Origin of the sequence: Streptomyces sp. NPDC056987, assembly GCF_042673865.1 — a bacterium.
Taxonomy (GTDB): Bacteria; Actinomycetota; Actinomycetes; order Streptomycetales; family Streptomycetaceae; genus Streptomyces.
The window spans coordinates 1-13468 of record NZ_JBHURV010000026.1; the positions used below are offsets into that span (position 1 = coordinate 1).

Annotated in this window: 12 protein-coding genes; all 12 read right to left on the reverse strand. The window is 72.1% G+C overall.

What is annotated here, in order from left to right; translation table 11 throughout:
* Window positions 1-34 precede the first annotated feature (34 nt).
* The gene (locus tag ACFTZC_RS26685; protein ID WP_382893874.1) at window positions 35-715 is read right to left on the reverse strand and encodes a collagen-like protein; all 681 of its coding nucleotides are present in this window, start codon (window positions 713-715) and stop codon (window positions 35-37) included.
* Complete coding sequence (locus ACFTZC_RS26690) at window positions 712-1011, reverse strand: hypothetical protein (RefSeq protein WP_382893875.1); 300 nt, start codon at window positions 1009-1011, stop codon at window positions 712-714. The genes ACFTZC_RS26685 and ACFTZC_RS26690 overlap by 4 nt, the downstream gene beginning before the upstream one ends.
* Before the next feature lie 29 nt (window positions 1012-1040).
* Window positions 1041-1241, reverse strand: a complete 201-nt coding sequence (locus ACFTZC_RS26695) for a hypothetical protein (RefSeq protein ID WP_382893877.1) — start codon at window positions 1239-1241, stop codon at window positions 1041-1043.
* Window positions 1238-1393, reverse strand: a complete 156-nt coding sequence (locus ACFTZC_RS26700; protein ID WP_382893878.1) for a hypothetical protein — start codon at window positions 1391-1393, stop codon at window positions 1238-1240. Before ACFTZC_RS26700 ends, ACFTZC_RS26695 begins: the two co-directional genes overlap by 4 nt.
* Before the next feature lie 11 nt (window positions 1394-1404).
* The gene (locus ACFTZC_RS26705) at window positions 1405-2301 is read right to left on the reverse strand and encodes a peptidoglycan-binding protein (RefSeq protein ID WP_382893880.1); all 897 of its coding nucleotides are present in this window, start codon (window positions 2299-2301) and stop codon (window positions 1405-1407) included.
* Window positions 2301-2579, reverse strand: a complete 279-nt coding sequence (locus tag ACFTZC_RS26710) for a hypothetical protein (protein WP_382893882.1) — start codon at window positions 2577-2579, stop codon at window positions 2301-2303. The genes ACFTZC_RS26705 and ACFTZC_RS26710 overlap by 1 nt, the downstream gene beginning before the upstream one ends.
* 67 nt (window positions 2580-2646) lie before the next feature.
* Window positions 2647-5310: a right-handed parallel beta-helix repeat-containing protein gene (locus tag ACFTZC_RS26715; protein ID WP_382893884.1), complete on the reverse strand. Its 2664-nt coding sequence runs from the start codon at window positions 5308-5310 to the stop codon at window positions 2647-2649.
* Between the two features lie 9 nt (window positions 5311-5319).
* Complete coding sequence (locus ACFTZC_RS26720) at window positions 5320-5937, reverse strand: hypothetical protein (protein WP_382893885.1); 618 nt, start codon at window positions 5935-5937, stop codon at window positions 5320-5322.
* A gap of 9 nt (window positions 5938-5946) precedes the next feature.
* Window positions 5947-6873: a hypothetical protein gene (locus ACFTZC_RS26725; RefSeq protein ID WP_382893887.1), complete on the reverse strand. Its 927-nt coding sequence runs from the start codon at window positions 6871-6873 to the stop codon at window positions 5947-5949.
* On the reverse strand, window positions 6870-8030 hold the full coding sequence (locus ACFTZC_RS26730) for a phage tail protein (RefSeq protein ID WP_382893889.1): 1161 nt from the start codon (window positions 8028-8030) through the stop codon (window positions 6870-6872). The genes ACFTZC_RS26725 and ACFTZC_RS26730 overlap by 4 nt, the downstream gene beginning before the upstream one ends.
* Window positions 8030-8902: a hypothetical protein gene (locus tag ACFTZC_RS26735; RefSeq protein WP_382894154.1), complete on the reverse strand. Its 873-nt coding sequence runs from the start codon at window positions 8900-8902 to the stop codon at window positions 8030-8032. Before ACFTZC_RS26735 ends, ACFTZC_RS26730 begins: the two co-directional genes overlap by 1 nt.
* Before the next feature lie 11 nt (window positions 8903-8913).
* On the reverse strand, window positions 8914-13440 hold the full coding sequence (locus ACFTZC_RS26740) for a phage tail tape measure protein (protein WP_382893891.1): 4527 nt from the start codon (window positions 13438-13440) through the stop codon (window positions 8914-8916).
* Window positions 13441-13468: the final 28 nt, after the last annotated feature.

The following is a 13468-nucleotide window of genomic DNA, read 5'->3' on the forward strand; positions in this document are numbered from 1 at the left end:
CCCCAGAACGGGGCGGACGGAGGGGCGCTTGTGGTCAGGGGCGGCGGCGTTCTGCGGGTAACCCGAGCACGGTGGGGGTCTGCGGTGCTGGCGTCTGGGGGGTGGTGCCGTCGCGTCGGCAGACGAGGGCGTCGGGGTCGGCTGGGGGCGGCTGGAGGCTGTACCCGACGGGACAGGTCTGGCCGGGCTCGCCGTCCTTGCCGTCGCGGCCGTCCTTCCCGTCCTTGCCCACGCCGTCCTTCCCGGCCGGCCCGGGTGGGCCAGCGGGCCCGGCGGCTCCGGCCGGGCCGGGGACGGCTGAGTCGGCACCTGGCCGGCCTTCCGCGCCGGACGGGCCGGGGACGGGCGAGGCTGCCGCTCCGTCCTTGCCGTCCCGGCCGTTTTCCCCGTCCTTTCCGGCCGGCCCCGGGGGACCGGGGATCGGGACGGGGACCTCGGCCCGCGCGGGCAGGTCGTCGATGGCCTGCGCGGGGTCCGGCGCGGCCGGGGTTTCCCCGCGGGCGCGGATCTGTGCCCGGAGGGTGCGGACGTCTCCGGCGAGAGTGCTGACCGCGTCGCCGCGGCGGTCTGCTTCCGTTGCGAGGTCGCCGGCGCGGGCCTCGGCGCGGCCGATCTGGAGGAACGCGACGGCGAGGCCGCCGCCGAGGGCGAGGAGCGCGGCTGTGATCCACAGGAGGTATCGCCGCTGGTAGAGGATGCGCTGTGTGCGGGTCACGGCGTCCCTCCCAGGGAGGTCACCAGCAGCCGCAGCCTGGCGATCTCCGCTTTCAGCGCGGCCTCGCGTGATTCCAGCTGTGCCCGCAGCGCGGTCTCGCGTGCCTCGGCGGCGGCCTGGTCGGCCTCGGCCTTGTCCCGCTCGGCTATGAGCCGTGCGGTGAGGCTGTCGTATCCGGTCAACACTGTGCCCTCCCGGGACGCACGGGTCGCGCCCCGGGATCCGTAGATGGCTGCTGCGGCTGCCACCGGCGAGGCCAGCAGTGCACCCAGCGCGGTGAGCATCGCAGCATCCACACGGTCCTCCAGCGCACTATGCGGTCAGGTCAGATTCCCCGGTCGGGGGTGACCGGGCCGGGCTGACGGTTGGGCACGGCGTAGGTGATGCCCAGGGCGCCGAGGACGGCGAGCACGGTGGTGACCACCTCCCCGGTCGTGAACATGCCGTCCTGGACGGCCGTGGCCGCGGCGGTCGCACCGGCGGCGAGACCGGCGACGATCGCCTTGGCGGCGCTGCTGATCCTCATGATTCCTTCTTCCAGTTGGGTCCCCGGAACGTGGCCGGGAGCACGGGGCGGTTCTTCGCGCGGGCAGCGAGCAGGGCGCTGATCACTTCCTGCGTCTTCGGGTCCGGCAGGCGGTGAGCGAGCGTCGGGTCGACGCCCGGGTCTACGGACACAGCAACTCCTCTCAGACGTTGGGCACTTTGAGCCGGTCCCAGCTCGTCTTGCCGGGGATACCGTCGGCGGCCGCGCCGGAGTAGCCGAGCTTGCGCTGCCACGCCGCGTACGAGGCACGGTCGGCCTCGGACCAGGCGGGCCCGGGCCCGACCTTGTACCGGCCGCATCCCTCCGCCACCAGCCGCCGGCCCATCGCCGTGACGATGGCGCTGCGCCGGCCGGCCGCGAAGAAGGCGGCGCCGGGGAACGGCTCGTACGACGACGGCGGTTTGGGTGCCGGCGGTTTCGGCGCAGGGGGCGTGCCGAGCCGGGTGGCGATCCGCCCGCGCATCGAGTCCATGCCGAACCCCTTGGGGTCGATCTTGTCCCTCGACCATTCCAGGTGGCCGATGACGCTGTGCGCGCTCCAGCCGTGGACACGGCAGATCGCGGCCGAGGCCTTCTCGATCGCGTCGAGCTGGGCCGCGGGCCACGGGTCCTTCCCGTCGCCGAGGTTGACGCACTCGAAGCCATAGAAGCGGGCATTGCCGTCCTGGCCCCCGGAGTTGCCCCGGGTCGGCGTGGGCGGGCGGTCGCCGTAGTCCTCCGCGATCACCCGCGCCAGAACCTTCGGGTCGCCGCCCCCGGCGTGGTTCGTCCGGCCGTAGCCGACGAGATGGACCACGCCGGTCTTGTCGATGACGCCGTGGCACAGCGGCCCCGACAGGCCGGCATACCCGTCGCGGCAGATGGCGACGGACCGGTCGGTGCCCGAGGTGACGGTGTGGTGGACCATCACGCCGTTCACCGGGCCCCACAGGCCCTTGTGGTTGCGGTTGTGCGTACGCCAGTCGCCGACTTCCACCACCTTGACGCCCTCGGCGCGGAGGGCCGCCAGGAACGCGGCTGGGGACAGCGGGGCGGCCATCAGACACGCTCCGGCCAGTGCCAGGTGCCGCCGTGCTGGTCGCTCTCGGACTGCGGGCACCGGTTGAAGAAGATCCCGCTGGGGTTGAGCACGGCCAGGTCCAGGACGACGGCGCTGGAATCCCGTTCCTCGGAGTGCTCGGAATCCGCAACGGGCAGTGCGCCGTGCGGCACTCCAGTGATGATCGCGGCCCGGCATTGCGAGGTGTACTCGCCTCCGGGCGTGCCGTAGCTGACGTAGTGGACGATGCGGCCGACGGACGGCTGCGGATGAGACATGGGGCCCTCCCAGGGCATGACGAGGTACCCCGGGCCTGGTGGCGCGGGGTGTTGAGGGGTGTGGGGGTCAGCCGGTGTAGGCGTAGGCGAGGATGGCCGCGCCGCTGAACGCCACGGCGGTGAACGCGCCACTGGTGACGGTGGGCGGGGTGGTCTGGCCGGAGTTCGTCGCGCCGAGGCCGGGCGCGGCGGCGCCCCCGGCGATGAGCCGGCCCTCCCCGGCCAGGGACGGCGGCGTCGTTCCGGCGATCATGACACCGAGGTAGTGCAGCCCCGCGTACGTCGTCGTGAACGTGGACGCTGTCCCGGTCGTGGTCTGCGCGATCGCCAGGGTCTTGGCGGTGGCGGCTGCCCACGCGGCGTTGGTGGCGTCTGCGGTGCGGGCGAGGGCGACGCGCGCCGAGTTGTGGAGGGTGAACCACTGGTTCGTGAGGGCGGCTGCCGCGGTGTTCCCGGACACGAACGTGAGGTTGGCGATGGTGAGGCCCTTGGGGAGCCAGATGGGGACGAGGTAGAGCCAGCCGGAGGAGGGCTGGGACTCGCCGCCGGCGCGGAGGCGGGATGTGGTCTCGTAGCGGCCGGCCGGGGACATGGCGGCCTCGAGGGCGGGCAGCGGCGTCAGGTCCACGTCGACGAAGTTGTTGCCGGGCAGGGCGGTCATGGAGCCGGGCCCGGTGACCGGCGCGGCGGTGGAGGTGACGATCGCCGCGGCGGTCGTCCACCCGTTGCCCGACAGGTCGTTGTCGGTGATGGTGCAGTCCGTTGCGGTGCCGGTCAGGGAGACGCCGTTGGCGGTGCTGCCGCTCCCCTTGATGACCTTGTTGCCGGTGATGTGGCATCCGGCCTGGGAGACGCGGATTCCGGCGCTCGCCGCCGCGCGGACCCGGTTCCCGGCGACGAGCGCGGAGGGGCCGCTGCGGCCGTCGGTGCCGCCGCCGATGACGATGCCGTGGTTGGATCCCGTGGTGTCGATGACGTTGTCCGTCACGGACGCCGCGGTGCATCCGGCGACGTTGACCGCGTTCGAGGACGCGCCCCGGATCGTGTTGCCGGTGAGGCTCACGCCGTCGGAGTACTGCGGGAAGATCCCGGTGGACTGCACTCCATCGATCGTGTTCGCGGCGATGACCGCGCCCGGCGTGCCTTGCGCCTGGATCCCGTTGGCGGTGGTCCCGGCCGCGCCCCTGACCGTGTTGCCGCTGATGACCACGTCGGTGATCGGGGCCGTGTCGTAGCCGAGGACGCGGATCCCCGAGTCGGCCTGGGCGCCCTCGATGATGTTGTCGGAGATGGTGATGCCGTACGCGCTGTAGACGGTGCCGGGGCTCGGCACGGACACGTAGATCCCGCTGTTGGCGGTGCCGCGGATGATGTTGCCGCTGATGACGGCCCGCCGCCAGCACCACCCCTGGATCCCCACCTCCAGGGCCCCTTCGACCACGTTGTCGCGGACGGTGATGTTCTCGAAGTACTGGCCGGCGACGTCGGCGTGCGAGCCGATCGCCCGGCCGAAAGCCCCCAGCCTGGCCGAGGGGCCGAACCAGCAGCCGGAGATGACGATGTTCTTGCAGGGGGTGCCGTCGTAGGCGGGGATGCTGGAGGAGCCCGACTTGGCGATGTCGATCTGGATCGCCTCGCTGCTCAGCCGTGACCCGTCGCCGCTGTTGTCGCGGAATCCCTCGAACCGGCAGTTCAGCACGCGGCCGCCGTCGACCGCGTTGTACTCCAGCGCGTGCGCCGAGCTGGTGTCGAGGAACACCGCGTCGCGGACGGTGATGTCCCGGCAGTGGATGAAGCAGGCGATGTTCGTGGTGCCGGTGACGAGGCCGGAGCCGGCGCCGTTGGACGCGTTGCCGTCCCAGATGCCGCCGTAGATCGCGATGCGGGAGTGCCCGTTGAACGCGGTGAAGCTGTCCTCCGGCATGAAGTTGCGGAGCACACCTCTGTTGGCGTGGATGGACCGGATGGTCGCCCCGTACGCCCACACCGTGGTCTTCGCCTTGACGACGAGGAACGTCCCCACCCCGTAGGTGTAGCCGCCGGGGAGGAGGACGATGCCGCCGCCGGCCGCGTAGGCAGCGTCCAGCGCGGCCTGGATGGAGGCAGCGTCGTCGACGACCCCCGTGCCCTTGGCGCCGTACGCCAGCGCGTTGTAGACACGCTGCCCCGACAGGTCTATCTGGTCCGCTTTCAGGGTGCCGGAGACGGACAGGACGCCGGGCCCGGTCCGCTCCAGGGTGACGTCCCGGGCCGCGTTGCCCGGGCCCCATGCCTGTTTCCCGTCGGCTGTCAGCCGCCACCGGTCGAACGTGTCCCCCGTCACGAACGACGCCAGCGCCACGGTGGCGGCCGTGGCGACCGACACCTGCGCCTTGCCGGTGAGCGTCCCGCCGGTCTTGTCGAACTTCCCCTCGATCTGCTCCAGAGCCCCGGTCGCGGCCTCGCGTGCTGCCTGGTACCAGCGGACGGGCTGCCCGCCCGCGTCCAGGTGCTCGTACTCGATCGCCGTGATCCCGTCGATTTTGAACGTGCGGATCGCCCCCGGCGCGGAGCTGGACGCCGGGTTGGAGCGGAGGGTCCCGATGGGGGTCACCCCGTCCGCCTCATAGATCGCGGTGATCAACTCGCCGGTGCCGGCCGAGCGGATGTTCACGGCGCGGTCGGGGACGACGTCGCCGGTGGTGGTGGTGAGGACGTCGGAGGGTGTCCCGCCGTAGGTGTAGAGCGCCATGGGGGTGCCTCAGTCCTTCCAGTAGGAGCCGGAGATGTCGATCCACACGCAGCCCACCGTGCCGCCCTCCTGGGCGCCGTCCTGGGAGAAGAACACGACCGCGCCGGCGGTGGTCTCGTTGACCGACCAGGCCTCGTATCGGCCGGCGCCGATCAGCGGTGGCCCGGTCAGGGAGTAGTAGGCGTCAGCGGCGGAGGCCTGCGCGGGGACCGCGTCGTCCGGCACCGTGGCGACCTGCACCCCGTTGGTGCCGACGATCAGCCCGCCGTCGACGCGGACGATCCGGCCCCGGGTGTGGACCCGCTGGCCGATCACCCGGACCTGAGGGAGGAGCGTGCCCGGCTGGTAGGCGGGCAGCAGGGACAGGGTTCGCCACGGCGGCAGCGGCTCGTAGATCGTCGCCCACGTGTTGGACACGCCGGACGTCTTGAGCCACACGGAGCCGTCCAGGGCCCGCACCACGGTCAGCGCGGGCGCGCCCGCGTACTTGGCGTTGCGGTCTGCGAGGTCGATCGCGTTCTGCCACAGGTGCGGGTCGATGGCCTCCGCCAGGTCGGCGACCTTCGCCGGGACGTCGGGCCCGTCCAGGCCCTCGGGCACGGGCAGTTCGGCGTAGCCGATGGACATGAGGGCTCCCTATGCGGAGAAGGTGATGGTGATGCGGCCGCCGGTGAAGCTCGCGTAGTCGCCGCGGCCCTGGGCGTAGATGGCCAGTCCGCGGGCGGTTCCGGAGGCGAGCGCGGTCCGCCAGGCGGCGGGCAGCGTCGCGGTACCGGTCGCCCCGACGGACAGGGAGAGCAGCTCCTCGGGGCCGTCGCCGAGGTTGAGCTGTCCGGAGGGCGCACTGGTGTAGCCGTGCAGGTACAGGTGCATCGGCCGGGACGCGTTGGCGCCGGAGCCGCGGCGCCGCGTGAACTGCACCCGCATGCTCGCGACGGTTTTCCCGGAGCAGGCGGCGGCGATCGCGCTCCCGTAGAACCATGCGCCGCGCCGGTTCCCTCCGCCGGTCCAGTCGCCCTGGGTGGGGTTCTGCGCGTACTCGTCGGGCCGGCCGCCGCGCCACGATCCCGCGTCGGACGGCGAGAGGGTGACGGTCTTGGGTGGGCGGGTCGGGGGCGGGGTGGGTGAGGTGTCGGCGCCGCCGATCTGCGCGTACAACACCCCCACCCCGTTCGCATCCTTCTTCGTCCACAGGGTGGTGACCTGCTGGTATCCGGCGCCGGGGGCGGCGGTGCCCCAGGTGTAGGCGCTGATGGCGATCAGGTCCTGCGCGGCGTCGACGGCGATCTCCCGGATCCGGCTCTCGTCGCCGTCCGCCGGGTCCGGTCCGAGCCGGCCTTCCACCACGGGGACGGCGCCGAGGCGGACGGCGACCCAGTCTCCGGCCCGCCGGTCCCGGTAGGAGTCCCGGCAGGCGACGTCCAGGAGCAGCCCGCCGTCGAACCTGAGGTTGACGCCGTTCTCGGTCTTGTCGACGACCTGCGCGGACACGACGCTCATCCCGGGCGGGCCGGACCCGCGGGCCAGCGCCTCCCCGAACTCGTCGGCCGGACTACCCGTCATGCGAGCCTCCTGGTGGTGGTGCGGGTGGCCAGGGACATGGACGCCGCGCCGAGCGTGTACGACAGGGAATCGATCAGGTGCCGCTCCCACACACCGAGCTCCGCCTCGGCCTCGATCACGTCACCGGCCTCGAGGGCGGGGTTGCACACGGCGGTCAGGGAGAGCGTGGACTGCACCCCCAGCGAGTCGGCGAGTTTCGCCCGGGCGATCTCTTCGGCCTGGCCGATGCTGGTGATCAGGCTGGACGCGTAGCGCTGCACCCGCAGCCGCACCCGCAGCAGCCCCAGCCGCTGCGGGGCGCCCGGGTCGTTGACCGGGTCGGGGCCGGCGTAGGTGAGGCTGGCCGGGTCGTCGTCCCACGCGTACACCGGCCCGATCGCCGGGGCGCCGGTCCCCGCGTCCCCGGTCACGACCCAGAGGTTGGCGAGGCCGTCGGCGGAGGCCTGCGGCTGCGGCTCGACCAGGACGCCGCCCGGGCCCCGGCCGATCCGCCACACTGCCGGGTCCGCCAGGGTGGGCACCGGGCCGAGGGTGATGACGCCGCGGGCGTCCGCCCAGATCTCCCCGGCCAGCGCCGCCGCGATCCCCGTCGCCGCCCCCGCCTCGTCCCGACCGGAGCTGAGCACGGCCCACCGGTCCTCCGTCGCGACGAGCTGCGGGACCTGGACGTCGGGATCGACACCCGGCCGCCACGCGACGGGGATCCCTGGCAGGGCCTCGCCGACGAGTTCCGTCACCAGGGCGCGCGCCGGGTCCGGGCCGATCGTCCGCGTGGTCGGGAACGCGGCGGCGCGGATCTCGTCCTCCAGCCCGCCCAGCTCCACCGTGATTCCGGTCCGTGTTCGCTTGGGCCGGTCGACGGTGTAGCGGCCGGCGGGGATCCACACGGGGCGGCTGCGCGCGGGCTGGATGCCCTGCCACAGGCGGACGTTGGTGGAGATGGGGTTGATGCCGTCGGTGCCGAGGCCGACGCCGGTCAGGGTCGCCGCCGCGGTGTAGCGGACCTCCGCGGTACGGTCCGCGGTGATGCTCGCCGACCCGGCCGCGATCCCGCACGCCGTCCAGGTGAGCCCGCCGTCGTTCGACCACTCGGCCCGGTACGGGCGTCCGCACGCGCCCGCCAGCGCCGCCAGCGCGCCCGCCGGGATCGGCAGCACTACAGCGCCCCGTTCACGGCGAGGGAGGCGAAGCTGCTGTACGAGGCGGTGACCGCGTCGAACGTCTCGAAGCTCTCCGCGAGGATGTCGAAGCTCCAGCCGGGGATACGCAGGGGCTGCCCGGCGGTGTCCGGCCGCGCGACCTGCAGCACGCCCGCGCTGTAGGTGCGGGAGCCGTCCGGGGCGCCGTCGAGGGTCTGCTCGGGGTCGGAGAACAGGACGTACTGGTCCCGGCGGCGGTTGCCCGGCCCGGTCTGGATCAGCCGCACCCCCGGCGTGGTCAGCAGCCGCTCCAGGAGGGCGATCTGCTCGCCCTCCGCGTCGATCGTGATGCTCGACTCCGCCGCCCCGTAGACGTCCTGCGCGGCCGCCGGAAACGGCGACCCCTCGACGTCGGCGGTGTTGATACGGGAGGCCCATTTCAGGGAGGGCCAGGTAAGGACGGTGACCCGGGCCGACAGCCCGGGCTCGTCGAGAGACTTGATCCACACGTCGGCGGGCGCCGACGGGACGGGCACGGTCAGCGCGAGCGACGACGCCGGGCCCGCCGTGCCATCAGCGAACACCGGGGTGGCGGTGTAGATGAGGGGGATCCCCAGCGGCGCCTCGTGATCGTAGGCGGAGCCGCCTCCGCCGACCGCCCACGCCGTGTCCGCCGAGCGCACCGACACCGCCACCGGGGCGCCGGAGTCCTTCCGCGTGATGCGGACCTTGCGGACCCCGGCGACACCCGGCAACGGAGTACCGGCGGTGTAGTTGACGGACAGGACCACTCCGGCGTGCAGCTCGTCGACGGTGGCGCGCAGCCAGCCGTCCGGGCTGGTGACCACGGCCGGCGGGGTGACCTCCGGCGCGGACGGGTCCACGATCATCGGCACGATGGCTATCCCTTCTTACTGGAGGTGAAGCGGCGCCGGGCCGAGGTCAGCGCGACCCCGGCCCGGTCGTCGGCGATCTCCTCGACATACGCCTCGAACTCGCGGCCCTGGACGACCAGGCGCACGCGCTGCCCGCCCTGCAGACTTCCTGCGGCGGTCATCCCGGAGGGCGCCGCCATCGACGGCTCGATCAGCCCGGCGGGGACGGCGGCGTCCGCCATGCGCACCGCCGCGGCGGCGATGTCGGCGGCGGTCGAGTCCATCCCGACGACCACCCCGGCCCCGGCGTCCCGCCCCGTCGGGATCAACGCCCGGGCGGGGCTGTGGGCGTTGAGGCCCTTCTTGCCGCGGATCGCCGAGATCGCGCTGTTGCCCAGCTTGATCATGGCGGCCTGGATGGCCTTCTCCTGGCCGAGCAGTCCGGCCAGGAAGCCCTTCGCGCCGTCCTTGCCCGCGTCGAACATGAAGTCCGCGATGTTCCGCCCGTAGCCCGCGGCGAGCTTGCCGCCCTGCGCGACGAGGGAGTTGAGCGCCTTCACGTCGTTGACCGAAGCGCCCGCGACGAGGCCGGCGAGCTTGCTGTCCGCGCCCATCGCCGCCAACTGGCTGATGACGTCCTTCGACGCTCCCTTCTTCTGCGCGGTCCCGATCGCCGTCTCGAACGCCTTGACGGTGGACTGCTTGCCGGCGATCCCGGCGAGCAGCTCGCTGACCGACGCGGCCTCGCCGAACTGGGACAGCCCGATCAGGTCGTTGACCGCCTTGGTCTGCTCGCCGGCGTACGCGCGCGCTTCCTTGATCTTCGTGTTGACCGCGTCCCGCTGCCCCGCCATCTGCTGCAACTTGGTCGACACCTTGTCCGTCGACTTGGCCAGCCCGACGCCGGCGCCGCCCGCCGCTTTGAGGTCCTTCGTCAGCGCGGCCGCCGCCTTGGCGATGTCCGAGGCCCCGCCCGTCAGGCTCTTGCGGAAGGCGGTCAGGTCGTCGGGCAGCTCGCTCCGCGCCTTGCCCTGCGACCGCTTGAGCGCGGCGGCGGCTCGCCGTGCTTCGGCCTCGCGGGCAGCCCTGGCCTTGGCGCCGGCGGTGCCCGTCGCGAACCCGCGCAGCAGCCCCATACCGGCGGCCATACGCATGGAGGTGGCGTTGTCGAAGACCTCCGTGTCCCCACCGCCGAAGCGGATCAGTTCAGGGCCCCTCTCGCCGACCCACGCGACCTCGCCGCGCTTAGGCCGGCCGCCGGCGGCGTATCCGCCGGGCCGGTTGTACGCGGCGGCGAGCGACCCGTACCGCGCGAGCGCGTACTGCATGGAGGCGTACAGGTTGGCGAGCGGGTCCCACACGCCTCGGCTGCGGAGGGCTCCCGCGTAGGCGTTGAAAGTCGGGTCGATGACCTGCATCAGGCCCTTGGAGGGGATGCCTGCCTTGGCGTTGGAGTCCCACAGGTTGATCGCCTTGGGGTTGCCGCCGGACTCCTGGTTCATGCGGCGCAGGGTGGTCTGCAGGAGGGAGGCGGGCTGTCCGACCATGCGCAGCGCCTGGAGGACGAGGGGCGCCCACCGCTGCACCCCCGAGCCGCCGATGTCGGCGCCGGCCCCGGTGCCGATCAGCTTGGTGACCATGGACTTGATGCCGTCGACGGCCAGGTGGGGGATCCGGCCGATGGCCTTGCCCCACTTCCCGCCGGTGATCCCGGCGAGCTTGCCGAGGATCGGCCGGAACAGCTTCCCCATCGCCTTGCCGGGGTCGCTGAGGAAGTCGACCGCGCCGGAGACCACGCTGCCGACCTTGTCGATGGCCTTGGAGCCCCAGTCCTTGACGGTGCCGATGACGCCGCCGTCCGCGAGGAGCTGGGTGCCCGCCGCGGCGTGCAGGGCCAGCGCCCGCGCCCGGTACTTCGGGTCGGTCGGGATCACGTACTCGGGGTGCCTCGGGTTGCCCTCGCCGACGATCGCGGTGGGCCGGTTGTAGATCCCCGGCTCCGTGCCCACGGTGCCGCCGGCCGCGAGGAGCTTGACCTTCTTCAGCTTGTGCTCATCGAGCCCCACCCACCCGGCGATGGCGTTCCAGGCACGCAGCAGGCCGTCGTTCCAGATCGTCCCCAAAACGAAGTTCACAGGGCCTTTGGCCGCGTCGCGGATCCCGTTCCACGCCTTAGCTACGGCTTCCTTCGCGGTGCGGAAGGACCCGCCGATCGTGCCGACCGTCGACTTGAGACGGTCGAACACCGGCTTCAGACCGCTGTTCCACACCCCCGAGATGGTGGACTTGATGCCGTTCCACACGGGCCTGATGATCGTGTTGTAGAGCCAGGAGAACCCGGCGCCGACGGTGCCGCGCACGTAGCCGACCACGGCCGCCAGGACGGGACGGATCGCCGCCCACGCCGTACTGATCGCCGACCGGATCCCGTTCCACACCGGCTTGACGACGCTGCTGTACAGCCACGTGAACGCCAGCCCGAGCGACTTGCGGATGACGGCCGCGCCGACCTCCAGCACGGGGCGGATGATCGACCAGGCGACGGTGATCGCCGTACGGATCCCGGACATGACGGGCTGAACAATCGTGGTGTACAGCCAGGAGAAGGCCGTGCCGACCGCCGAGAGAACGGTCCCCACGCCTCGCCCGAAGGTGACGACGGCGCCGACCACCCAGGTCAGTGCACTGACCAGACCGCCGAGCACCGAGAACAGCCCGCTGAAGATCGGGCCGATCAGCCGCACCAGGATGGGCACCAAGAACCCGGTGATCGTCGCGCCCATCTGCCCGAGCCACGACACCACACCCGTCACCACAGAGATCACCGGCTGCGCCCGCGCGACGAGTTCACCGAGCTTGGCGCCGATCATCTGGACGGCGGGTACGACGCGCCCCTGAACGAAGTCGGCGATGGATCGCAGGATGGGCTGCAGGGCGCCCGTGAACGCGGAGTACACGCGGATGATCGCGGGCCACAGGGTGCCGATCAGGATGGTGGCGATCCGCCCGAACAGGCCTGCGGCGGTGCCCAGGACGCCGCCGACCAGCTTGGTCACCGCGGGCAGCAGGCGGCTGCTGATGACGGACCAGACACCGGCCAGGGCCGGGACCAGGCGGGCCTGCACCAGGTCCGCCACGCCCCGCGCAGCGAGGCCGATCCGCTCCATCACGCCGGCGAAACCCGACGAGGTGACGTCGTCGCCGCCCGCCTTGAACGCCGCGAACATCGCGCGGACGCCGCCGCCGACCTCGTCGACCAGGACGCGCGCGGACAGCCCGATCCGCTCGAACACCCCGGCCAGACCGGACGAGGTGATGTCGTTCCCGCCGGCCTTGAACGCTGCGCCCATCGCGGTGACCGCGCCCCGCACGACCTTCAGCGGCGGGGCGACGGCCGTACGGATCAGTCCGCCGAACTTGGAGAGGGCGGGCAGGACGGTGCCGCCGATGAAGTCGACCAGGCCCTGCTTCATCGTGCGGGTGAAGGCCTTGATCTGGTAGCTCGGCCCGCTGCGCAGGGTCTCCCCGAGGTTCTCGGCGGCCCCGGCGACGTCCCCGAACGTGCTCCTGGCCTTGCCCGGATCCAGCTTGAACAGGGACGTGCCGAGTTCCTCCGCCTGGGTACCGAACAGGCCGACGGCGGCGGCCTCCCGCGCCACCGGGTCCTTGATGTCGCGGAGCTTGTCGAGGACGGTCTGCAAGCCGTCCGTAGCACCCTTGCCGCCCTTCGCGATCTGCAGCGACATCGTCTCGGCGTTCAGCCCGAGCGCCTTGTAGGCGTCCTGAGACCCCTGCGACATGTCGATCGACCGGATGCCGAACTCTTTGAGGGCGTCGGCGACGATGTCGGTGTCCCGGGCGCCGCCCTGCATGCCCTGCTGGAACAGGCCCATCGACGTCTGCGCGTCCAGGCCCAGCTTCTTGAGCTGGACCGGATACTCCTGAAACGTCTCCAACAAGTCGTCGGCGTTCGGCCCGAGCTTCTGGAACCCGACCGTGATCAGGTCCAGCGCGGACGTCGCATCCGGCGCGAGCTTGTTCTTCAGAATCGCGGACACGGCCTGCGACTGCAGGTTCATATCGGTGCCGAACACGGTCGAGACGTCGGTCATCTTCGTGCCGATGACCTCGAGTTGCTTGACCGTCGCGTCCGGCGGAACGAGCCCGCCGCGCACGACCTCCCGCACGGCCTCGGCGCCCTGTTCGAAGTTCTCCGTCACCCCGGACGTGAACAACTTCCCGACCGCGTCGCCCTGGCGCTTCGCGTCCGGCCCGGACGAACCGAGCTGCGCCGCCAGGAGGTTTTTCGTGTCGGTCTGCTCCAGGGCGGTGGTGAACCCGTCCATGAACGCGGCGCCCAGCGCGGCCGCGATCGCGGCGACACCCGTTGCTGCGAGGGCGCCCTTGAACGTGCCGGAGAACCCTCCGCCCGCGGCGTCGCCCGCCTGCTGGCCACTGTCCCCGGCCGGCGCGACGAGCTGACGGCGCAGCTCGTCACCAATCCCACGGACCGAGGGGATGACCTGCAGCGTTGCGTAACCCACGTTCGCCACGGGGCACCCCCTCCGGGTCTCACTGTTC